Annotated in this window: 14 protein-coding genes; 6 read left to right on the forward strand and 8 right to left on the reverse strand. The window is 76.0% G+C overall.

The window, feature by feature from the left end; genetic code table 11:
• Positions 1-56: 56 nt before the first annotated feature.
• Positions 57-1,322 carry an acyl-CoA dehydrogenase family protein gene (locus ACFZB9_RS31795; protein ID WP_391452986.1) on the forward strand — a complete coding sequence of 422 codons (1,266 nt, stop codon included), beginning with the start codon at positions 57-59 and terminating at the stop codon, positions 1,320-1,322.
• Positions 1,323-1,478: 156 nt separating this feature from the next.
• On the opposite strand, the gene ACFZB9_RS31800 is transcribed toward ACFZB9_RS31795, so the two are convergent.
• Positions 1,479-2,603, reverse strand: a complete 1,125-nt coding sequence (locus tag ACFZB9_RS31800) for a phosphotransferase (RefSeq protein ID WP_391452988.1) — start codon at positions 2,601-2,603, stop codon at positions 1,479-1,481.
• Positions 2,604-3,178: 575 nt separating this feature from the next.
• Here ACFZB9_RS31800 and ACFZB9_RS31805 point away from each other — a divergent pair.
• Positions 3,179-4,660, forward strand: coding sequence for a hypothetical protein (locus ACFZB9_RS31805; protein WP_391452990.1), 1,482 nt, complete (start codon positions 3,179-3,181; stop codon positions 4,658-4,660).
• Between the two features lie 46 nt (positions 4,661-4,706).
• On the opposite strand, the gene ACFZB9_RS31810 is transcribed toward ACFZB9_RS31805, so the two are convergent.
• The gene (locus ACFZB9_RS31810; RefSeq protein WP_391452991.1) at positions 4,707-4,883 is read right to left on the reverse strand and encodes a hypothetical protein; all 177 of its coding nucleotides are present in this window, start codon (positions 4,881-4,883) and stop codon (positions 4,707-4,709) included.
• 149 nt (positions 4,884-5,032) lie between these two features.
• Positions 5,033-5,386 (reverse strand): PAS domain-containing protein, encoded by a 354-nt coding sequence (locus ACFZB9_RS31815; protein WP_391452992.1) that lies wholly within the window; start codon positions 5,384-5,386, stop codon positions 5,033-5,035.
• Between the two features lie 390 nt (positions 5,387-5,776).
• Here ACFZB9_RS31815 and ACFZB9_RS31820 point away from each other — a divergent pair, with 390 nt between their 5' ends.
• Positions 5,777-7,231 carry a HEAT repeat domain-containing protein gene (locus ACFZB9_RS31820; protein ID WP_391452994.1) on the forward strand — a complete coding sequence of 485 codons (1,455 nt, stop codon included), beginning with the start codon at positions 5,777-5,779 and terminating at the stop codon, positions 7,229-7,231.
• Positions 7,232-7,233: 2 nt separating this feature from the next.
• Here the strand turns inward: ACFZB9_RS31820 and ACFZB9_RS31825 are convergent, their stop codons facing one another.
• The 3 genes from ACFZB9_RS31825 to ACFZB9_RS31835 form a co-directional block, all read right to left on the reverse strand.
• Complete coding sequence (locus ACFZB9_RS31825) at positions 7,234-8,325, reverse strand: MerR family transcriptional regulator (protein ID WP_391452995.1); 1,092 nt, start codon at positions 8,323-8,325, stop codon at positions 7,234-7,236.
• 160 nt (positions 8,326-8,485) lie between these two features.
• On the reverse strand, positions 8,486-9,136 hold the full coding sequence (pxpB, locus tag ACFZB9_RS31830) for a 5-oxoprolinase subunit PxpB (RefSeq protein ID WP_391452996.1): 651 nt from the start codon (positions 9,134-9,136) through the stop codon (positions 8,486-8,488).
• Positions 9,136-9,912 carry a LamB/YcsF family protein gene (locus ACFZB9_RS31835; protein WP_391452998.1) on the reverse strand — a complete coding sequence of 259 codons (777 nt, stop codon included), beginning with the start codon at positions 9,910-9,912 and terminating at the stop codon, positions 9,136-9,138. Before ACFZB9_RS31835 ends, pxpB begins: the two co-directional genes overlap by 1 nt.
• 248 nt (positions 9,913-10,160) lie before the next feature.
• Here ACFZB9_RS31835 and ACFZB9_RS31840 point away from each other — a divergent pair, with 248 nt between their 5' ends.
• From ACFZB9_RS31840 to ACFZB9_RS31850, 3 genes are all read left to right on the forward strand, one after another.
• Entirely contained in the window at positions 10,161-11,693 is a 1,533-nt protein-coding gene (locus ACFZB9_RS31840) for a hypothetical protein (RefSeq protein ID WP_391453000.1), read from the forward strand.
• 49 nt (positions 11,694-11,742) lie between these two features.
• Positions 11,743-12,597, forward strand: coding sequence for a hypothetical protein (locus tag ACFZB9_RS31845; RefSeq protein WP_391453001.1), 855 nt, complete (start codon positions 11,743-11,745; stop codon positions 12,595-12,597).
• A 100-nt stretch (positions 12,598-12,697) separates the two neighbouring features.
• Entirely contained in the window at positions 12,698-17,269 is a 4,572-nt protein-coding gene (locus ACFZB9_RS31850; protein ID WP_391453003.1) for a hypothetical protein, read from the forward strand.
• Positions 17,270-17,279: 10 nt separating this feature from the next.
• Here ACFZB9_RS31850 and ACFZB9_RS31855 read toward each other — a convergent pair whose 3' ends face one another.
• Together ACFZB9_RS31855 and ACFZB9_RS31860 are read right to left on the reverse strand one after the other, a co-directional pair.
• A complete protein-coding gene (locus tag ACFZB9_RS31855; RefSeq protein WP_391453004.1) occupies positions 17,280-17,693 on the reverse strand; it encodes a VOC family protein in 414 nt (137 codons plus the stop codon).
• Between the two features lie 127 nt (positions 17,694-17,820).
• Positions 17,821-20,955 (reverse strand): BTAD domain-containing putative transcriptional regulator, encoded by a 3,135-nt coding sequence (locus ACFZB9_RS31860; RefSeq protein ID WP_391453005.1) that lies wholly within the window; start codon positions 20,953-20,955, stop codon positions 17,821-17,823.
• Between the last annotated feature and the right edge of the window lie 155 nt (positions 20,956-21,110).

Genomic DNA, 21,110 nt, shown 5'->3' on the forward strand with positions numbered 1-21,110 from the left:
CGCGCAGCCGTCCCGGCTGCCGAGCCCCACGCCGGCCGCCCGGAGGCAGCAGCGCCATGACCACACGTTCCGAACGCCCGCTCGCCGCCCGTCCCCATGCCGCCCACTCGCCGGTCGACCACTCCTCGGTCGACCACCCGTCAGCAGGCGGGCAGCGGGCCGACATTGCCGAGGCGCTGGCCGGACTGCCCCGGGTGGTGGACCTGTTGGCCGCCCGCGCCGAGGAGCACGACCGCGATGCGACCTTCCCCTACCAGGGCATCGAGGCGGTGCACGAGGCCGGCCTGCTCACCCTGACGGTCGGTCAGCGCTTCGGCGGGCCGGGCGGCACGCTCGCCGACACCGTCCAGGTGCTGGCCGAACTCGGGCGCGGCGACGCCTCGGTGGCCCTGGTCACCGCCTGCACCCTGCTGCTCCACGCCGAGCAGGCGCGCGCCGCCTACTGGCCGGCCGCCGCCTACCGCCGGCTGCTGACCGAGTCCCGCCGCGGGCCCGCGCTGGTGAACACGCTGGAGGTGGAGCCCGGCCGGACCCCACCGCTGACCGCCCGACGGGACGGCGCGGGCTGGCTGCTGACGGGCCGGTGGAGCGGTTGCACCGGAGCCGAGGCGCTGGCCTGGCTGGTGGTGCGGGCCGAGACCGAGGAGGCGCGGCCGCGCAGCGGACTCTTCCTGATCCGGGGCGAGAGCCCGGGGGTCGAGGTCGATCCGGTCTGGGACCAGCTGGGCCTGCGGGCCAGTGCCGGCCACGACGTGGTCCTGACCGGGGTCGAGGTGCCGGTCGAAGCGGCCCTCGGGCTGCGGCCCGTGCCGGGCGAGCCCGGTGCGGCGGGTGCCGAGGCCGATCCGGCGGCCGCGGCGGGCACCGCCTGGCGGGACCTGGCGCTGGCGGCGGTACAGCTCGGTATCGGACGGGCGGCCCGGGACTGGCTGGTGCGCTTCCTCAACCAGCGCACTCCGGCCAATCTGGCCGAGCCGCTGGGGACCCTGCCGCGCTACCAGGTGGCACTCGGCGAGGTGGAGAGTGCGCTGATCGGCGCGGAGGAACTGGTGACGGGTCTGGCGGCGCGGATCGACGCGGGGGCGACCGGGGCGCTGGAGCGCACCGGCCCGGCCCAACTGCTGGTCACCCGCGCGGTGGTGGACGCGGTGCAGCGGGCGGTGGCGCTCACCGGCAGCCCGGGCCTGAGCCGGCGCCACCCGCTGGAGCGCTACCTGCGCGACGCGCTCAGCGCGCGGCAGCACGGGCGCTACGAGGAGGCGGTGCTGGCACAGACGGGTCGGGCCGCCCTGGCCCGTGCCACCCGCTCGCGCGGGGTCTGACCGGCCATCGGACGGCGCGGCCCCGGCCGACCAGGGGTCGGCCGAATCCAGTCGTCCCAGTCGGATCGGTCGTCCCAACTTCCCCAGCCGGCCCAGGAGAAACGGCCGAACCAGGAGGAGCGGCCGACCCGGCAGGGCCGGCTGACCCGGCCCCACTCAGCGCGTCCCCACCGCGGCCCGCACCGCGCGACGGGCGAGCGCCGCGTCGTCGTAGAGCCGACGGATCATCAGCCGCTGCTCCTCGCCGGCCCCCGGCACGTCGTAGATCCGCAGTTCGCGCATCAGCACCAGCACCAGGTTGACCAGGAAGGCGTCCCGCGCCACGGTGCCGCCGACCTGGGCGAGCTGGCTGATCTGCCGCCGCGCCGCGGTGTCCCCGGAGAGCACGCTCCACAGCACCGCCAGGTCGTAGCCGGGCAGGTACCAGCCGGCCTGCTCCCAGTCGAGCAGCACCGGGCCCGAGGGCGCCAGCATGATGTTGCTGAGCAGCGCGTCGCCGTGGCACAGCTGCCAGCCGGTGTGCGAGAGACCGTGCATCAGTTGGCGCAGGTCGCCGGCGTCGCGGTCGGTCAGCTGTCCCACCGAGTGGTAGCGGCCGATCTCGAAGTGGTAGTCGAGCGGCTGCTGGAAGACGTCGGTGGGCGGGCGCCAGAGGTTCAGCGCGCGGATCGAGCCGAGCATCGCCCGCACCTCGCCCGGGGTCGGGGCGTTGGCCGGGTGGCGCTCGACCGCGGCGGGGCGGCCCGGGATCCGTTCCATCACCAGCACGCAGCGGTCGTGGTCGGCCGCCACCAGCCGCGGCATCCGCACCGGCGGGCGGTGCCGGACGAAGGCTCGGTAGATCGCCACCTCGCGGCGGAACCGCTCCACCAGGAGAGCCCGCTGATCGCCCTGCACCGCCTGCGGGGAGAGGCACTTGGCGACCACGGCGGTGCGGCCGATCAGCCCGGTGATCAGGATGTGCGCCCCGTCCTCGCGCAGCACCTGACGCGCCGAGAAGGCGGGACATATCCGCGTGATGTGGGCGAGCGCGGCCCGCACGGCCGGGGTGCCGAGTGCGGCGGTGTCCACCCGCTCCACCAGGGGGGCGGCAGGCTGGGGCACGCGGGGGCGCAGCAGGCGCTCGCCGGCTCGCGGCAGGAACCCGGGTGCCTCGATGCGCCCGGCGGGGCGGGCGGGCAGAGCTGGCTTCGGCCCGGGCCGGCGGACCGCCACGGAGGAGGGCGGCCGTTGAACGGTGCCGGTCCGGGGCGCGGTGGGGGAAGTCGCGGAGGAGTACATGAGGGGGAGGGAGTCCCTTCCTTGCCGACGGCATATGTCAGGTCAGCCAGAGGCGGCTGTCCGGCGGGGGCTGGACGGCGGCGCCCTGGCGTCAACCGGTGCTGCTGGGCGTCACCACTCGCTGGTGCGTGCGACGGTGCACGGGGGGTGTGCTCCGGCGTACCCGGCGCGGTGGCCGCCCGGGGTGGGTGGGACCGGACGGCGAGCCGGGTGTCGGATGGGACGCCGGACCGGGTCCGGCCGCCTGCCCGGACCCGCGCACCCTGGGGAAATGCGCTGATCCGCCCCGGCGGCCGGGCCCGGCGCCGACGTGCGCCACCCGGTCGCGCCACCCCCCTCGCCAGGCCGCCTGGGCGGTCCGTCAGCGCGGTGCTCGGACCGGTCAGGACCGCCGAGCCCAGTGCTGCCAAGGTCCGGAAGGATCCGGAGCCCCGGGGTGGGGTTGCGCATTCATAGCTGACACCTTGAGCGCACTGGCTCACCAGTTGGCGTGCCCTGGCGAAGCCTGGCGAATGCTCGCGTGGCACATGACAGCCCATTAGGCTCGAACCAGCCGAGGAGCCTGGGGGCTTGATGTGAGCAGCGGACCCAACACCAGACTCGCGGATCTGTTCGCCCTGACCGGTTGGTCGAAGGGTGAGCTGGCCCGGCTGGTCAACCGGCGCGGTGCGGCGATGGGGCAGCAGCAGCTCTCCACCGACACCTCGCGGGTGCGGCGTTGGATCGAGCGCGGGGAGGTTCCGCGCGATCCGGTGCCGCGGGTGCTGGCCGCGGTGTTCACCGAGCGGCTCGGCCGTGTCGTCTCCATCGAGGACCTCGGTCTGGCGCGACATCGGCGATCAAGCACGGCCGGGGCGGGTGGCGCCACGGCCGACGAGCCGGAGCGGACGGCCGAGATCCTCACCGAGTTCACGGGAATGGATCTCATGCTCAACCGACGTCAACAGGCCGATACGGCCCCGGTGCTGCCGGGCCTCTCAGCAATCCCCGACTCCCTGCACCGCTGGCTCTCCGGCGAGAGCGTCAGCTACGCCGCCGAACGCCCCGGCGCCCGCCGGGTGATCACCGGGCAGCTGCCCGGGAGTTCGGGCAAACCGATCGTGGACCTCTACGAGCCGGGGCCGGCCGGCGTCGAGGAGGTCGCGGCACTGGAGCGCTCGTTCGAGGTCTTCCGGGCCTGGGACGCCTCCCGCGGCGGCGGCCTGCAGCGCAAGGCGGTGATCGGACAGCTCAACGAGGTCGGCGGGCTGCTGACCCACCGGCATCCGCCGGAGCTGGCGCGCAGACTCTGGCTGGTGGCGGCCAACCTGGCCGCGCTGGCCGGCTGGATGTCGCACGACATCGGCCTGGAGGCGACCGGGCAGCGCTACTTCGTGATCGCCGCCCAGGCCGCCCGGGAGGCCGGCGACCGGCCACGGGCGGGTGAGGCGATCTCGCGCTGCGCCCGCCAACTGCTGCACTACGGCCGGGCCGACGAGGCGCTCGATCTGATGCGGATGGCCAGGGCCGGAGCCGGGCCGGACACCTCGCCGCTGACCCGGGCGATGTTCAACACGGTCGAGGCCTGGGCGCAGGCCTCACTCGGCCGCTCCCAGGAGGTGGTGCGGCTGCTCGGGGAGGCCGAGGAGCTGTACGTGCGGGGGGCGGGCGAGCCGCAGCCGAGCTGGATGCAGACCTTCAACGAGGCCGAGCTGCGGGGCATGCAGTCGCTGGTCTACCGCACCCTGGCGGAGCACGATCCGGCGGCGGCCCCGCGGGCGGTGGCCCAGGTGGCGGACGCGATCCGGTTGCGCGAGGGGCAGGGGCAGGAGCGGTCCAGCATCTTCGACCTGATCTCGTTCGCCGCGGTGCACTGGATCACCGGGGAGCCGGAGCAGGGTGAGCTGCAGACCAGAGCGGTGCTGGCGAGGATCGGCGACACCTCCTCGCACCGCACCTGGGACCGGCTGCGGCGGATGGACCAGCTGGCCGCGCGCTACCAGGGGCTGCCCGCGGTGGCGGAGCTGCGGGCCGAGATCAGGGCGGCGGTGCCGGTGGCCCGCCGCCCCGCCGGCTGAGGCCGACCGGTTCCACCACTCGGTGGAGCCTTGAGCGGAGCCCTGATCAGAGGGTGTCGACAGCCGCGCTGTGCACCTGGTCCCAGGCCTCCTGGACGTAGCGCTCGCGCTCGACCAGGCTCAGGGTGGGGAAGTACTCCTTGAGGCGCTCCACCACGATCTGCTCGGGCTCGTGGCAGTCGTGCAGCAGGAACGCGGCCTTGTGAAGAATCTGGCTGTCCATGATCGGTCCTCCCTCGGTGCAGGCCCGCCCTGTGCCGACGCTGCGGCCGACAGCATATGTGCGCTCGGCGGCAACTGATCGAGGGGGGCGCTACGACACGGTGTCCGAGGCAGGGGGCGGCCCGCAGAGAGGGGGCGGGAGCGCGGCGCTCAGTCCGCCGTGCGCAGCAGCATCCGCAGTGAGACGACCTGGCCGTCGGGCCCGAGCACCGGGCGGCCCGAGCAGTGCACGGCGGCGTCCTGGCCGCCGGGCGTCAGCAGGCGGACCACGCCGTCCAGCGGTCGTCCGTGGACCAGGGCCGCGGTGACCATCCGGCAGAGCGCCGGCCGGTCCTGCGGCACCAGCTGGCCCGGCAGCTGGTCGAGCGTCAAGGGGCCGAGGCCGGGATCGCGGGCGAGCACCTGGTAGGCGTCCGCCTCCCAGCGCACGGTGTCGCGGAGCAGGTCCCACTCGACGGCCGCCGTGGTCGGGGCCGGGGGTGCGCTGGTCAGGGGGAGACTCATCGACATGTCCCACGGGGTGAGGGTGATGGGCGGTGGGATGGTGTGGGACGACTGTCGCACACCATCACCCTCCGTGTGGGGGGAATCGCAAAAGCGCTAGGACTTTTCATCTGGCATATGCCAGCGGTGCCGCCCGGCGGCGGTGGACGAGGACGGGCCGGCCGACGCCGGGCGCTGCGCCGTGGGATCGGCCCGCGATCCGGTGGAGCCCGCCGAGTCCTCGGGAAAACCGCTGGTCGGAGCCGGTTCTGCCGAGGCGGGTGCGTCCAGGGCGGCCAGGCGGTAACCTACAGTGATTCCGGCGCCCGGGCGCCTGCCCAGCGTGACCACCAGACCCCCGGCGACGGAAATCCCGTTGCCTCGACGACCGCCGCAACGGATGCTGACCTCATGTTCGAGCCCGTGATAGCCCCAAGCGCCAGCCTCCTCGGCCTGCTCCAGCGAGGACGCGGTGACGGGCAGTTGCACGCGCTCGCAGCCGACCGTGACGAGGCGATCGCCGCCCTGGAGGAGTGCGTCACCAGCGACCCGCGCAGCGACTGGCAGGTCGAGAACCGCTCCCTCTACTACGCACGCGTCTACATGGACCTGGAAGCCCCGCTCGGCGGCATCGAGCGGCACCTGAGCCACCCCGACGACCTGCTCGACCTGGACGAGCACCGCACCGGCCTGGCCCTGGCGGTCCTCGGCCACCTGGCCGGCTACGGCCGGCGCGACGCGCTGCTGCTGCTGCGCGAGTACGCCGCCACCGGCGGCAACTGGGCCTGGGCGCTGGACGAGCTGGCACTGCGCGACGAGGACGAGGCGCTGCTGGCGCTGGCCCCCGCCGTGCTGGGCCGCTTCCCGGCCACCGAGCAGGGCGAGGCCGACCTGCGCGCGGCGATCCGTGCCGCCTACGAACCACGCGCCTGGCGCCTGTGGGCCGAGCACCACCCGCGGGTGGCCGCCGCCAGCGAGCAGTCCCCCTTCGATCTGTGGCAACGGCAGCTGAACCGGGGCGGGGTGACCCCGGGCTGGAGCGTGGCCGACGTGCTCGCCTGGGCCGACCAGGCCGACCAGGCCGACACCGGTACCCGCCCCGAGCCGGACGCCGTCGAGCGCCGGGCGGCGGCCGCCGCCCGCTGTCTGGCCGCCGTGGCCAGGCCCGAGGACCGCGACACCCTGCTCGCCGCCGCCCGCGACGGTGCCGAGGGCGCCCGCCGGGCCGCGCTGCGGCACCTGGTCGACCAGGACGATCCGGCGCTCACCGAGCTGATCGAGGCGGCCGCCGCCGACGCGGACCAGCGGGTGGTGCGCGCGGCGCTCGACGTGCTGGCCCGGATGCGCGGCCCGCGCGCCCTGGCCCGGGCCCGCCGCTGGGCCGACCCGGCCACCGGCGGCGCGGACAGCGCGCTCGGCGAGGCCGCGGTGCTGCTGCTCGCCGACATCGGCGAGCCGTCCGACGCCGCCGCGGTGGTGGCGGGCCTGCGGCGGTGGGTGCTGGTGCACGGCGTGCGCGGCGCCGAACTGGGTGGCCTGGTGGACGGCGTGGGGCGGCTGGCCGCCGCTGGAGCCGCGCCGATCCTGCGCCATATCTACGGTGAGGCGGCCTCCTCCGACCTGCGCGGCCGGGCCGCGCAGGCGCTGGCCGCCACCGACCGCTACTTCGCCTGCGGCACCGCGGTCGAGTGCCTGTGGGACTGCGAGGAGTCCACCCGCGAACTCGCCGCCCGCCACGTGGTGACCACCGGCGACGCCCGGGTGCTGGAGCGGCTGCGCCGCCTGGCCGCCGACCCGGCCGAGGAGGCCGAGGTGCACGCCGCGGTGCGTGGCCGGCTGACCTCACGCGGCCCGGCCGGAGCCTAGGGCTAGGACACCGCCCGGCCGGCTACCGCCGGTTCGGCCGCTGGTTCGGCTGCCGTGTCGGCCGGCTCGGCGACCACGTCGGCCACCGCGCAGGCGATGTTGTCCGGGCCGCCCGCCCGGTTGGCCAGCGCGATCAGCTGCTGCACCAGCTGCTCGGGCTCGGCGATCGTGCTCAGCGCGGTGTGCAGCCGGGCCTCGGGAACCACCGCGCTCAGCCCGTCCGAGCAGAGCAGGTAGCGGTCCCCGGCCCGGGCGGTGTGCAGGGACAGGTCGGGCCGGGCATCGCCCGCCGGGCCGCTCAGCGCGCGCAGCAGCAGAGCGCGCTGCGGGTGCGAGGCGGCCTCCGCGGCGGTGATCCGGCCCTCGTCCACCATCGCCTGCACGAGCGTGTGGTCGTGGGTGATCTGGAACAGTTCGCCCTCGCGCAGCAGGTAGGCCCGGGAGTCCCCGATGTGCACCAGGGCCAGCCGCGAGCCGGCCAGCAGCAGCGCGGTGAGCGTGGTGCCCGCCTCGCCCGTGGTCGCCTCGACGCCGGTGCGCACCGTCTCGGCCAGCGCGTTCAGCAGGTCGCCCGGGCCGACGGCGGCCGGGTCGAAGCCCTTCAGGGCCGCCACCGCGGCCCCGGCCGCCTGCGGGCCGCCGAAGCCGTCCGCGACGGCCACCAGGTGGCCGCCGGCGTAGGCGGCGTCCTCGTTGCGGGCCCGGACCAGGCCCTGGTCGGTGCGGGCGGCGTAGCGCAGCCCCAGTGTGTTGGTCATTCCCGTACTCCCGGTGAGGTGGTCGACGAGGAGGTCCACCAGGTCCTGCCGGGCGGCGGTGTCGGCCAGCACGGTGTCCCAGTAGGTGGTCAGCTCGGCGGCCGCCCGGTCGGGCGGCAGGTCGCAGAGCCGGCCGATCCGGGCCAGCGGCAGGCCGATCCGGCGCAGGTGGGCGACCAGCCGGGCACGCTCCAACTGCTCGCGGCGGTAGAAGCGGTAGCCGGAGGCCGGGTCCACCTCGGCCGGGCGCAGCAGGCCCAGCTCGTCGTAGAGCCGCAGTGCTTTCGGCGTCAGCCCGCAGGCCCGGGCGAAGGCGCCGATGGTCAGCAGGTCCATCCGTGGGTCCTCCTCGTACCGGGCGTTCGGCCCGGTGGGAGGAATGCTGGGCCTTGCCCCAGGGGGAAGGTCAACCAGGGGTGATCATCGCCGGGCCGGCACGAACCGTACCCGAGGGCCAGGGCGGGCCGGAGCGCCGCGGGCTGGGCCCGGCCGTCGGTCAGCGCGCCGCCGCAGGGGCGGGGACGGGGACGAACCGCACCCGCACGCCCGGGGTGAGCAGCGCGGGCGGCTGCCGGTCGGCGTCCCAGAGCACCAGGTCGGTGCGGCCCAGCAGTTGCCAGCCGCCGGGGGAGGAGCGCGGATAGACCCCGGTGTACTCGCCGGCCACCGCCACCGCGCCGGGCGGCACCGCGGCGCGCGGGGTGGCCCGGCGGGGCACCGCCCGGTGGGCGGGCAGGCCGGTCAGATAGCCGAAGCCGGGCGAGAAGCCGCAGAACGCCACCCGGTACTCGAACCCGCTGTGCAGCGCGACCGCCTCCGCGGGCGTGACCCCCCAGTGCGCGGCCACCGTGGCCAGGTCGGCGCCGTCGTAGACGGTCGGGATCTCGATCAGCGGCCCCTCGGGCGGGGCGTCCCCGGCCACCCGCCAGCCGCCGAGCCGCCCGGCCAGCTCGGCGGGCCTGGGCAGGCCGTCCAGCAGGACGGTGCACGCGGCCGGGACGATCTCGGCCACCTCGCCGAGCCCGCCGCGCGCCCGCTCGGCCAGCAGCCGGGCGTAGAGCGCGGCCACCTGGGGGCCGGAGTCGACTTCGAGGAGCAGCGCGTGATCGCCCACCGGTCGGACGGTCACCGCGCCCTGGCGGTCCATCAGGTGAACGCCTCGACCCGGATCCCGGCCGAGGCCAGCGCCCCGCGCACCCGCCAGGCCAGCTGGGTGGCCCCCGGGGTGTCGCCGTGGACGCAGAGCGAGCGGGCGTCGACCGCCACCGGCTCGCCGCCGATCGCCGTCACCAGGCCGTCCCTGGCCATCCCGACCGCGCGGGCGATCACCGTCTCGGGGTCGTGCACCACGGCGTCCGCGTCGCTGCGCGGCACCAGGGTGCCGGCCCAGGTGTAGGCGCGGTCGGCGAAGGCCTCGGTCACCGCGGGCAGGCCCACCCCCTCGGCCACCGCCAGCAGCTTGGAGCCCGGCAGCCCGAGCACCGGCAGCGGCCCGTCGCAGACCGCGCCGGCCCGCAGCACCCCCGCGACCACCGCCTCGGCCTGCTCGCTGTCGGCCACCACCCGGTTGTAGAGGGCGCCGTGCGGTTTGACGTAGCTCACCCGCGAGCCGGCCGCGCGGGCGAACACCTGCAGGGCGCCGATCTGGTAGGCCACCTCGTCGGCGAGTTCGTCGGGTGGCACGTCCATCGCCCGCCGCCCGAAGCCGGCCAGGTCCCGGTAGGAGACCTGGGCGCCGATCCGCACCCCGCGCTCGGCGGCCAGCGCGCAGACCCGGCGCATCGTGGCGGGGTCGCCCGCGTGGAACCCGCAGGCCACGTTGGCACTGGTCACGACCGAGAGCAGGGCTTCGTCATCGGTCAGCGTCCAGCGTCCGAACCCCTCACCGAGGTCCGCGTTGAGATCGATCACCGCACCGGTCACGAGCGACTGCCTCCCAGAGCTGCTGCGGATGCCCAAGGGGGATGGTAGGGCCTCCGGGTTGGCCGAAGCCGCTCCGGTCACCCCGTTGGCCGCCCGGGGCGTGCGGCCGAATGCTGAGCGGACGGCTCGACACGCTCCGGGCGGCCGATCGACCGGGCCTTTCGGCACGACTGGGCAGGTACCGGGAGAAAGAGGTGCAGGCACCCCGTTTCGGACCATGTCCCTGCGGGGCCCTAATCTTGTCCACCGTGACCGTCATCGCAGATCAAACCGCCGAGCGTGAGCTCCGCCCGCCCGCCGGCGGCACCCGCCCCGCGTCCGGGCCGGCCGCCGACGAGGGCCTGGCCCGTCGGCTCAAGGCGCTGGCCTGCACCGCGCCGCTGCACGACCTGGACAACCGCAAGGTGAACCTGGCCGGCGAGTACGGCGGTTACGCGATGGCCGAGGTGGGCCTGGCCGCGATCGACCTGGTCACCCTGCACATGGACTTCGACACCGGCGCGGACCGGGAGATAGTGCTGGCCCGCCTGCTGCCCCGGGTCGCCGCCCAGCATCCCGGGCGCCCGGGCGCCGAGCACCAGCGGGTGGCCCGCTGGGTGCTGGAGTCGCTGATCAACGTCGGCAGCGTGGACCGGGGCTTTCGCGCGGTCTACGGCACCTTCGCCGCCGACGGCGGCTACGTCCGGCGGGACTACGACTTCAAGCTGATCGAGGAGGTCCCCGGTCCGGACGGCGGGGTCTACCTGCGCACCACCGACGAGGCGGTCAACGTCCTGGTCGGCGCGCTGGACACCGATGTCACCTCCGCCCAGATCGCCGCCGAGGTCAAGCTGGAGGTGCTGATCCGCCGCGGCCGTCTGGCCGACGCCCAGCTCGCCGCCGAGCAGGCCCGCTACCGCACCGTCCAGTACGCCGAGACGCTGCGCCGCGCGCTGGACGCCACCCGGCGCAACGTGCGCGCCGTCGACTGGATGCGGGCCATCCCCGACCTGATCGACGAGGCGCTCGACCACATCGCCGACCGCTACCGGCACGAGAACGCGATCCTCACCAACATCCGCCGGGCCCGCGACGAGGCCGAGAGCGCGGAGCACAAGCGGCAGGCCGCCGAGCTGGTCGACATCGTCAAGGACTGCATCCGCCGGCACACCCAGTTGCAGACCCGGCTGCTGGAGGCCGGGCCGCTGTTCCGCGCCGAGCAGGACCGCCAGGCCTTCGCCGCGCCCACCGCCCGCTCCGGCATCGACCTGTACGGACAGCTGCTGGCGCCCGTGCTGCGGCTGCCGATAGACCAGGCGATCCGGCCCACCGACGCGTTCTTCGCCCGCGGCGCCGGACTGCGCACCCCCACCGCGGTGCGGCTCGTCGACCTGGTCGACCTGCTGCTCACCCCGCCGGTGGAGCGCCAGCACCTGGGCGCCGAGCTGCCGGACCCCGACCTGGTGGCCACCCCCGACGACAGCCGGTTCTCCGAGGCCCAGCTGGAGGCCGCCCTGGTGCTCCTCGACCTGCCCGCGGACGCGCCGCGCCGGCTCTCCGGCCTGCTCGCCGACGCCCGTCGGCAGGACCCGGAACTGCCGTACCTGGTCGCGCTGCTGGCGGTGCACGCGGCGAGTCCACCGGTCGGCACCGCCTACCGCCAGGGCGAGGAGCGGCTGCTCTTCGCGGTGGACGACGGCAGCACCCTCGCCGACCCCGAGTTCGGCGGCGCCGACCTGATCGTGGGCAGCGCGCTGCTGGACGCGGTCGGCATGGCGGCCGACCGGCAGGACGCCCAGTGACCGGCACTCGACAGCCCCAGGCAACCACCCGCACCCAGGAGCAAGCTTCGTGACCACCCCCCAGGACGAGAGCCCGCGCGCGAGCGCGGTCACCCCCGCCGACGTCGCCGACGCCGCCCGGCTGGTCTCGTTCGGCCTGCAGGCCAAGCTGCTGCCCGCGCGCGACGCCGAGTACACCGAGCTGGTCCGCCGCCACCGCGAGGACCCGCCGTTCGCTCGGCTGGCCGACGCGGTGGCCGCCGGGCTCGGCCTGGTGGTGCTGGAGGTCTCGGTGCGGGCCGGCATGGCGCTGGCCGCCGCCGAGGACTCGGTCTTCGCGGTGAAGATGGGCGACTACTCGCGCCGCGCCGCCTCCGAGACCACCGACCGGTTCCTGCACGGCCTGGCCCACCTCGCGGTCGCCGCCCTGGCCTTCCCCCGCCCCGAGGACCTGGCCGACGAGGGCTACCTGGGCCGGGTGACCGTCAACGGCGTGGACGCCTTCGTCCGCCAGGCCTGCCGCCGGCTGGAGGAGCAGGCCGAGCAGGCCGGCGACAACACCGACCCGGCCAGCGACGCGCCGGGTCTGGAGGCCGCCTGGCGGGTCTGGGCCCGCCGCTCCACCACCGGCGCCACCAAGGACGCCCGCCGGCTGGCCGGCTCCACCATCGGGATCACCGGCAAGGCGGTGGCCTTCCTGGTCGACTCCGGCTTCCTGCAGAAGACCTCGGACGACGCCGGCGGCACCTACCGCACCACCGCCCGCTACCAGCTCCAGGTCCGCGACCTGGCCGGCAGCGCCGCGATGGCCGAGCTGCTCGACCTGGGGGTGGTCCCGGTGACCGACGGCACGGCCACCCTGCTGCCCGCCGACCGGAGCGAGGAACTGGTGGCCGACGCCGGCCTGCCGTTCCACTCGCTCTGAGGCCGTGGGCTCCGAGTCACGGGCTGCGAGCCCGCGTGCTCCGAGTCCGTGAGTCCCGTCGCCGTGAGTCCCCGAGAACTCCTTAGCTGAAAGTCGGTTCATGTACGAGCTCAACCGGGTCCGCCTCTACTCCATCGGCCCGGCCGGCGCCCGCTATGCCGACACCGTGCTGGACCTGCGCGGTGTCGGCGAGCCGGTGGCCAACCCCGCCCCGCAGCAGCCGGGCCTGTTCGGCGAGGACCCGCAGGGCCCGCCGCGCCGGCCCGCCCCGGCCGGCGTGCTCTTCCTGGAGAACGGCGGCGGCAAGTCGGTCCTGCTCAAGCTGATCTTCTCGGTGATGCTGCCGGGCCACCGCAACACCCTCGGCGGCGCCAGCTCCGGCGTGCTGCGCAAGTTCCTGCTGGCCGACGACTGCGGCCACGTGGCGCTGGAGTGGCAGCACACCGTCACCGGTGAGCTGATCGTGGTCGGCAAGGCCAGCGAGTGGCGCGGGCGCCAGGTCTCCTCCGACCCGCGCAAGTTCGCCGAGACCTGGTACTCCTTCCGGCCCGGCCCGGGCCTGAGCCTGGACGCGCTGCCGGTCGCCGAGCGCGCCCCCCTGGGCGATCCCGGTGCCCGCCCGCGCGGCCGGCGCCGCACCATGAAGGGCTTCCGCGACGCCCTCACCGAGGCCGGCAAGGCCTACCCGTACCTCGACCTCACCTTCGAGGACGGCCACGACCGCTGGACCGAGCACCTCGGCGACCTCGGCCTGGACCCCGAACTCTTCCGCTACCAGCGCGAGATGAACGCCGACGAGGGCGAGGCGGCCGGCCTCTTCGCGGTCAAGCACGACGCCGACTTCACCGACCTGCTGCTGCGCGCGGTCACCGACACCCGGGACACCGACGGCCTGGCCGACCTGGTGCACGGCTTCGCCGCCAAGCTCGGCCGGCGCGGCGAACTGACCGCCGAGCGCGACTTCACCGGCGGCTCGCTCGACCTGCTGGAGCGGATCGTCTCGGCCACCACCGCCCGCGAGACGGTCCGCGAGGCGCACCGCGGCGCCGAGCGCCGCACCCGCCGACTCGCCCAGGCGCTCGCCGCCCGGGCCGGCGCCGAGCGGGACCGGGCCCAGGACCTCGCCATCGAGGTGGCCGCCGCCGCGAGCGCCGTCACCGCGGCCGAGGGCGACCGCACCCGGCACGCGCTGATCACCGCCGAACTGACCCACCGGCACGCCACCCTGAGCCTGGCCGCCGCCACCAGTGAGGCCGCCGGGCTGCGCCGCGAACTGCTCGACGCCCGCACCCTGTACTCCGCCTGGCAGGCCGCCGAGGCCGTGCTGCGCCAGCGGGCCGCCGCCGACCGGGCGGCCCGGGTGGCCGTCGCGATCCGGGAGGCCGAGCTGGACGCCGCCCCGGCGCTGGCCGCCCGCGCCCAGGCCGCCGGCGCGCTCGCCCACGCGCTGGAGGCGGCCGCCACCACCGCCGAGGAGCGGGCCGAGGCGGAGGAGGCCCGCGGCGCCGACCTGCAGGAGGACGGCGCCCGCGCCCGGGCCGACTCGCTGGCCGCCGCCACCGCGGGGCAGAAGGCCCGCTCGGACGCCGACCACCTGCGCCAGCGGCTGGCCGAGGTCGAGCAGGAGACCCAGGCCGCGGTGGCCGCCGGCTGGATCGACCCGACCACCGAGGAGCCCGACCCGGCCCGCGCCGCGCTGCACGCCGCCGACGCCGAGCAGGCCGCCACCGCCGGCCTGGAGCAGGCCAGGGCGGCCGCCGAGCAGGCCACCGCCCGCACCCGCGAGGCCGCCGCCGCCGAGGGCCGCGCCGAACTCGCCGCCGCCCGGGCCAGCGACGCCCGCACCGCCACCCAGCGCGCGCTGGCCGCCGAGCGGCGCACCGCCGTGCAGCTGGCCGCCGAGCCCCGGCTGGCCGAGCTGCTGGGCCTGGACCCGTACTACGACGGCGAGGACGACTCGTCGCAGGTCCTCACCCCCGACGTGCTGGACCGGGCCGCCGAGGACCTGGCCGAGCTGCTCGACACCGCCGTCGCCGGCGCCGAGCGGACCCTGTTCGACCTGCGCACCGCCGCCGCCGACGACTCCCGGATCCTGGCCGCGCTCGGCGACGGCGGCCTGCTGCCGCCCGGCCCCGACGTGCTCGCCACGGTGGAGTTCCTCGGCGAGCAGGGCGTGCCCGCGCTGCCCGGCTGGCGCTACCTGGCCCAGTCGGTCGACCCGCTGGACCACGAGGCGATCCTGGCCGCCCGTCCCGAGCTGGTCGACGGCGTGGTGGTCACCGACCCGTCCTCGCTGGAGAGGGCCCGCGAGGCGCTGCAGGCCGCCGCGCTGCTGCCGCGCTCCACCGTCGCGGTCGGCACCGCCGCCGCGCTGATCGCCCCGATCACCGACGAACCCGCGTTCTTCCTGGTGCCGCCGAACCCGGCCATGCACGACGAGTCCGCCGCCGACACCGAGCGCCACGAGCTGCGCCGGCGGGCCGGCGCCCGCGACGAGCAGATCCGCACCCTTGCCGCCCGGCTCGGCGCCGACCGCGCGCTCGCCGCCCGGCTCGCCTCCTGGCGCTCCAACTGCCCGTCCGGCACCCTGGCCGAACTGGCCGAGGCCACCACGGCCGCCGCCGAGCAGGCCGAACTCGCCACCGCCCAGCTCGCCGCCGCCCGCGCCGACCACGCCGAGGCCGAGGCCGACCGGGCGGCGGCCGCCGCCGTCCACGAGGAGCGCCGGGAGGCCGCGCAGCAGACCCGCCGCCGCGCGGACGCGCTGGCCGGCCTCGCCTTCCGGCTGCGCGAGCGGCCCACCTGGACCCGTTCGCTGCGCGAACTGGCCGAGGACGCCGCCGAGTGCGAGCGCCGCCAGGCGGTCTGTGCCGAGCGCGCCCAGGCCTGCGACGAGGACCGCCGCGCCGCCCAGCGCGCCGCCGACGACGCCCGCCGCACCGCGCGCACGCTGCGCGCCGAACGCGCCGAGCTGTCCGGCATCGTCACCCCCACCGAGGAGCTGCCCACCGCCTCGCTGCCCGCGCTGCGCGAGGCCTACCGGGCCGCCGCCCAGCTCTACGAGAAGGTCGGCGTCGGCGCCGACCTGCGGGCCGAGCAGGCCCGCGCGGAGAGCGACGAGACCGCCGCGCAGGCCGAGTTGGACCGCCTGACCAACAAGGTCCGGACCCGCGCCGAGGAGCTGCTGAACAGCCCCGACGGCGCCGACGGCCCGGCCCGTCAGGCCGCCGCCGCCCGCGCCGAGGAGCTGGTCGCCACCATCGAGGCCCGTTCGGCCGCCGCCAGCGAGCAACTCGGCCGGCTGCGCGCCGAGGTCGAGCGCTCGGCCCCGGCCGGCGGCGAGCAGGCGCACACCGAGCTGCCCGCGGAGCTGGTCCCCACCGATCCCGAGCACGCCCAGCAGCTGCTGCGGGTGGCCACCGGCGAACTGGCCGAGCGGCGCGAGGCCTTGGAGGGCGCCCGGATCGAGCACGGCGAGCTGCTGCGCACCCTGCAGTCCGCGCAGTCGGCCGCCGCCGACTTCGACGAGGCGGCCGCCCAGCTGCGCGACGGTCTGCGCGACCACGCGCCCGACGAGGGCGAGGCGCCCACCGAGCCGTACCTGGACTCGCTCGCCGAGGCCCGCAGCGTGGCCACCGAGACCCGCCGCGCGCTGCGCACCGCCTCCGCCGAGCTGACCGCCGCCGACCTCGCGGTGCGCGACGCCTGCGACGGGCTGGTCCGGCACGCCAACGCGGCCCGCTACGAGGCCGTGCGCACCCCCGCCCGCCAGCAGATCCGCGAACTGCCGGCCGCCGCGCTGCCCGAGCACGCCGCCGCCTGGGCCGAGGCCTTCGCGCCCCGGCTGCGGGTGCTCACCGACGAGCTGACCCAGCTGGAGCGCAACCGCGGCTCCATCGTGGACCGGCTGCGCGGGCTGGTGGAGAGCTCGCTGGCCACGCTGCGCGCCGCCCAGCGGCTCTCCCGGCTGCCCGAGGGGCTGGGGGAGTGGTCGGGCCAGGAGTTCCTGCGGATCCGCTTCGAGGACCCGGACCAGACGGTGCTCGCCGAGCGCCTCGGCGAGGTGATCGACGAGGCGACCATGGCCGCCGTGAAGAAGAACTCCGACCTGCGGCGCGACGGCATGTCCCTGCTGCTGCGCGCGGTGGCCGCCGCGATCGGGCCCAAGGGCGTTTCGGTGGAGATCCTCAAGCCCGACGCGGTGCTGCGCGCCGAGCGGGTGAGCGTGGGGCAGATGTCCGACGTCTTCTCCGGCGGCCAGCTGCTGACGGCGGCCATCGCGCTGTACTGCACGATGGCGGCGCTGCGGGCCAACGACCGCGGCCAGTCCCAGCTGCGGCACGCGGGCACGCTCTTCCTGGACAACCCGATCGGGCGCGCCAACGCCACCTACCTGCTGGAGCTGCAGCGCGCGGTGGCCGATGCGCTGGGCGTCCAGCTGATCTACACCACCGGGCTGTTCGACACCACCGCGCTGGCCGAGTTCCCGCTGGTCATCCGGCTGCGCAACGACGCCGACCTGCGGGCCGGGCTCAAGTACATCTCGGTCGAGGAGCACCTGCGCCCGGGCCTGCCGGTCCCGCAGGACCCGGACGGCCCGGTGATCCACGGCGAGATCACGGCCACCCGGATGTTCAAGCGCCCGGCGGAGGTTGTGGCGGCAGCGGACTGAGGCCCTGGCCTCAGGAGTTGGACCAGCCGCGGCTGCAGAGCACCAGCCGGTAGCCGTCCGGGTCCTCGACGGTGACGCCCCACTCGTTCCAGTACGGGTTGGGCGAGGGGACCCGGCGGCCGCCGTGCTCCGCCAGGGTGGCGACCAGCGCCTCGGAGACCGGCTCGTCCAGGTAGACCACGAGCAGGTCCTCGGCGGTCGGGCGCGGTTCCAGGGGCGCCTGCTCGGGCCCGCCGACCAGCTCCAGGTGCCAGGGCGCGTCGGGCAGGCCGACCATCAGCAGGTCGTGCTCGCCCGCCGCGTGGTCGCCCTCGCCCCGGTGGAGCACGCCCAGCCCGAGCCCCTGGACCCAGAACCGCTCGGCCGCGGCGAGATCGCGGGACGGTCGGGCGATCCGGATGTGGCTCTGTCCGGTCAACGGCATGACGGCCCCCTGGGCTGCCGGGGCTCGCGGGTGGCGAGCGGTAGGCCACGACCGTACCCGGGAGTCGATCGTGCGGGCATCGGACCGCGGTCGCCCGCCCGGCGGCGGGCGGGCTGCGCCGCAGGTCCTAGGACCGGCTCTCCGGCGGACCCTGCTGGCCGAGTTCGGCCAGCAGCGCCTGGGCCTCGGCGGCCTCCGCGCTCACCCCGAGGCCCTCGAAGAGGCGCACCGCCTCGCTCAGGCAGGCCCGCGCCCGGGCCGGCTGGGCGAGGCGGCCCAGGCTGTGGCCCAGCGAGCGCAGCAGCCCGGCCGCCAGCATCTCGCTGGTGCGACGGGCCAGCGGCAGCGCGCTCTCCGCGGCGTGCACCGCCTGCTCGTGCCGCCCGGTCTCGACGTGGACCTGCGCGATCAGGTTGCCGGTCGCCGCCTCGAAGGCCGGCACGCCCAGCGAGCGGAAGAGCGGCAGCGCCCGCTCGGCACCGGCCAGCGCGGCGTCCGGCTCGCCGCACATCCGCAGCACCCGGGCCAGCGAGTACCAGCTGGTGGCCCGGCCCATCGACTCGGTGTCACCGCTCAGCTCGACGCCCCGCTCGGCCGCCGCCCGCGCCTCGGCGCAGCGGCCCAGCTTGGCGTAGTTGAAGGCCAGTTCGCCCAGCGCCCCGCCCTCGGAGTGCGCGTCGCGCAGCTCGCGGAAGAGCTCGATCGACTCCTCGCAGTACGCCACCGCCTCGGGGAACCGCCCGTACACCCGGGCGTTCGACCCGAGGGCGAGCAGCGCGCAGGCGCGCAGCCGCGGGGCGGAGCCGTCGGCGCAGAGCGCGACCGCCGCGGTGAGTTCGGCCTCGGCCGCCACGAAGTCGCTGGTGTGCCAGAGCAGGTTGCCGCGCACGTACCGGGCCAGCGCCTGGCACCGCTGGTCACCCCGCTCGGCGGCGACGGCGGCGGTGCGGGCCGCGAGTTCGGCCACGGTGTCCATGTAGGTGCGGTCGAAGAGCACCGCGCCCATCTTGTCGATCAGGCTCGCGGCGCGCACCAGCGGCAGTTCGGGGTCCGCGCAGCAGCGCTCGACCAGCGCCCGGTGCACGGCGGCCTCGGTGCGCATCCAGTCCATCGCCTGCTGGGCACTCTCGAACTGCTGCCCCGCGGCGCCGGGTTCGACCTCGACCAGGTCGCACCGGTCCTGCTCCACCGCGTGGGCCGTGGCCTCCGCATGGCGCGCGGTGGCCTGGCAGAAGGCGAGCAGCCGGGCCAGCGCCTGACGCGTCGCCGACGCGCTCTCCTCCTCGGCGCACCGGCCGCGGGCGTAGACCCGGACCAGGTCGTGGAACCGGTAGCGCTCGAAGGCGCGCGACTCCAGCAGGTTGAGGTCGACCAGCGACTCCAGCAAGTCCTCGGCCGCCTCCGGCTCCAGGCCGAGCAGCGCGGCCGCGCAGGCCAGGTTGAGGTCCGGTGTCTCGGGCAGCGACAGCAGGCGGAAGGCGCGGGCCTGATCCGTGCTCAGACCGGCGTAGGAGAGCGCGAAGGTCGCCTCCACCGCGATGTCGCCGGTGCACAGTTCGGCCAGCCGGTGCTGCTCGTCGGCCAGCCGGTCGGCCAGCGTGGCCAGCGTCCAGTCGGGGCGGGCGGCGAGCCGTGAGGCGGCGATCCGGATCGCCAGCGGGAGGTGACCGCAGGCCGCGACCACGGCGGCGAGCTGCACGGGCTCGGCCGCGGTCCGCGCCGCACCGACGATCCGTGCGAAGAGCGCGACGGCCTCCTCCTCGGCCAGTACGTCGAGCCGCAGGTGGTGGGCGCCGGCCAGCCCGCCCAGCCGGCCGCGGCTGGTGATCAGCACGGCGCATCCCGGCGAGCCCGGCAGCAGCGGTGCCACCTGTTCGGCGGTGGCGGCGTTGTCCAGCACCACCAGCACCTGGGAGCCGGCCAGCGCCGAGCGGTAGAGGGCGGCCCGCTCGGCGAGGTCGCCGGTGATGGCGGCGTCGTCGAGGCCGAGCGCGCGCAGGAACCCGGTGAGCACGGCCACCGGCTCGGCGGGTGCCCGGTCGGCGCCGCGCAGGTCGGCGTAGAGCTGGCCGTCGGGGAAGCGGTCGAGCAGGTGGTGGGCGGTCTGCACGGCCAGCGCCGTCTTCCCGACGCCGCCGATGCCGTCGATCGCGGAGATCACCACGGTCGGGTTGAGCGCGGCGGGGCCCGGCGTGGCGGGATCGGACGCGGCTGAGCCGGGTGGGACCGAGCCGGGCTCGGTGGGTTCCGGTGCGGTGGGTTCCGGTGCGGTGGGTTCGCCCGCCGCGAGCACGCCGGTGAGCCGGTCCAGCTCCGCCTGCCGGCCGGTGAAGTCGGTGATCCGGGGCGGCAGTCCGGCGGGCCGGGGCCGCTCGGCCGGTGCCGCCTGGGCCTGGGCCGGGCTGAGGGCCGGGTCCGCGCGCAGGATCCGGGCCTGGAGCTCGCAGAGCGCCCGGTCCGGCGTGACCCCGGCCAGCGACCGGCGCACGTCCTCGTAGACGGCGAGTGCCTCCGCGGTGCGCCCGGCCCGGTACAGGGCCAGCATCTGCACGGCCCGCAGCCGCTGCCGCTCGGGCTGTTCGAGAACCAGATCACCGACCTCGGCGGCGAGACCGGGCCGGTCGCCCAGCTCCGCGTCCAGCTCCAGCTTGGCCTCCAGCAGCGTCAGCCGGCGCTCGGTCAGCGCCAGCCGCACGGCCTCGGCGTGCGGTCCGGCCAGCCCGGTCAGCGGCTCGGCCGTCCACAGGTCCAGGGCGGCGGTCAGCACGGCCCGCACCTCGCCGGGCGGCGCACCGTCGTGGCGGGCCTGCGCGGCCTGCGGCAGGGCGAGCTCGAAGGCGGCGGTGTCCAGCGCGTCGGGTGCCAGCCGCAGGGCGTATCCGTCACCGACCGTGACCAGGCACGAGTCGGCGGCGTGCTGCTTGAGCAGCGCGCGCAGCCGGTAGACGTGGGTGCGCAGCACCTGGACCGGGTTGCCGGGCCAGTCCCGCCCGCCCCAGACGCCCTCGGCGAGCAGCTCGACGGAGACGGTGCGGCCCGCCGCGGTCAGCAGCATCGCCAGCACCTCCTGCTGCTGCGGGCGGCCGAGGTCGAGCTCGGCCTCGCCGACCCAGCCACGCAGCGGGCCGAGCAGGGTGAAGCGCAGCTCCGCCGTGTCCTGGCGGGCCGCCCGCTGCCACGTCGAGCGGCCCGCCGCGGGGCGCCGAGCGCCGCCCGCCGCTGCCGACTCCGTGCTGACCAGCGCGGATCGCGCTCCTTGCATCCTCATACTCCATCACCCTGGGAACCGAGTGATCAGTATGACCAGGGCGGATAAACGTCTGATGTCGCCGGCCCGCGGCCGGACCAGCCAACTTGCCCAGGGGGCCCGGGGTGCCGCTACGGTGTCCCCCGGAATGCCGGGGCGGACGGCGACGG

The organism is Kitasatospora sp. NPDC008050, from assembly GCF_042957465.1.
GTDB lineage: Bacteria > Actinomycetota > Actinomycetes > Streptomycetales > Streptomycetaceae > Kitasatospora.

Bases quoted from the DNA above. Each gene is read 5' to 3' on its own strand.
- ACFZB9_RS31800 (WP_391452988.1), bottom strand. From the start codon at position 2,603: ATGTACTCCTCCGCGACTTCCCCCACCGCGCCCCGGACCGGCACCGTT.
- ACFZB9_RS31860 (WP_391453005.1), bottom strand. From the start codon at position 20,955: ATGCAAGGAGCGCGATCCGCGCTGGTCAGCACGGAGTCGGCAGCGGCG.
- ACFZB9_RS31825 (WP_391452995.1), bottom strand. From the start codon at position 8,325: ATGGACCTGCTGACCATCGGCGCCTTCGCCCGGGCCTGCGGGCTGACG.
- ACFZB9_RS31850 (WP_391453003.1), top strand. From the start codon at position 12,698: ATGTACGAGCTCAACCGGGTCCGCCTCTACTCCATCGGCCCGGCCGGC.
- pxpB (WP_391452996.1), bottom strand. From the start codon at position 9,136: ATGGACCGCCAGGGCGCGGTGACCGTCCGACCGGTGGGCGATCACGCG.
- ACFZB9_RS31810 (WP_391452991.1), bottom strand. From the start codon at position 4,883: ATGGACAGCCAGATTCTTCACAAGGCCGCGTTCCTGCTGCACGACTGC.
- ACFZB9_RS31820 (WP_391452994.1), top strand. From the start codon at position 5,777: ATGTTCGAGCCCGTGATAGCCCCAAGCGCCAGCCTCCTCGGCCTGCTC.
- ACFZB9_RS31815 (WP_391452992.1), bottom strand. From the start codon at position 5,386: ATGAGTCTCCCCCTGACCAGCGCACCCCCGGCCCCGACCACGGCGGCC.
- ACFZB9_RS31795 (WP_391452986.1), top strand. From the start codon at position 57: ATGACCACACGTTCCGAACGCCCGCTCGCCGCCCGTCCCCATGCCGCC.
- ACFZB9_RS31855 (WP_391453004.1), bottom strand. From the start codon at position 17,693: ATGCCGTTGACCGGACAGAGCCACATCCGGATCGCCCGACCGTCCCGC.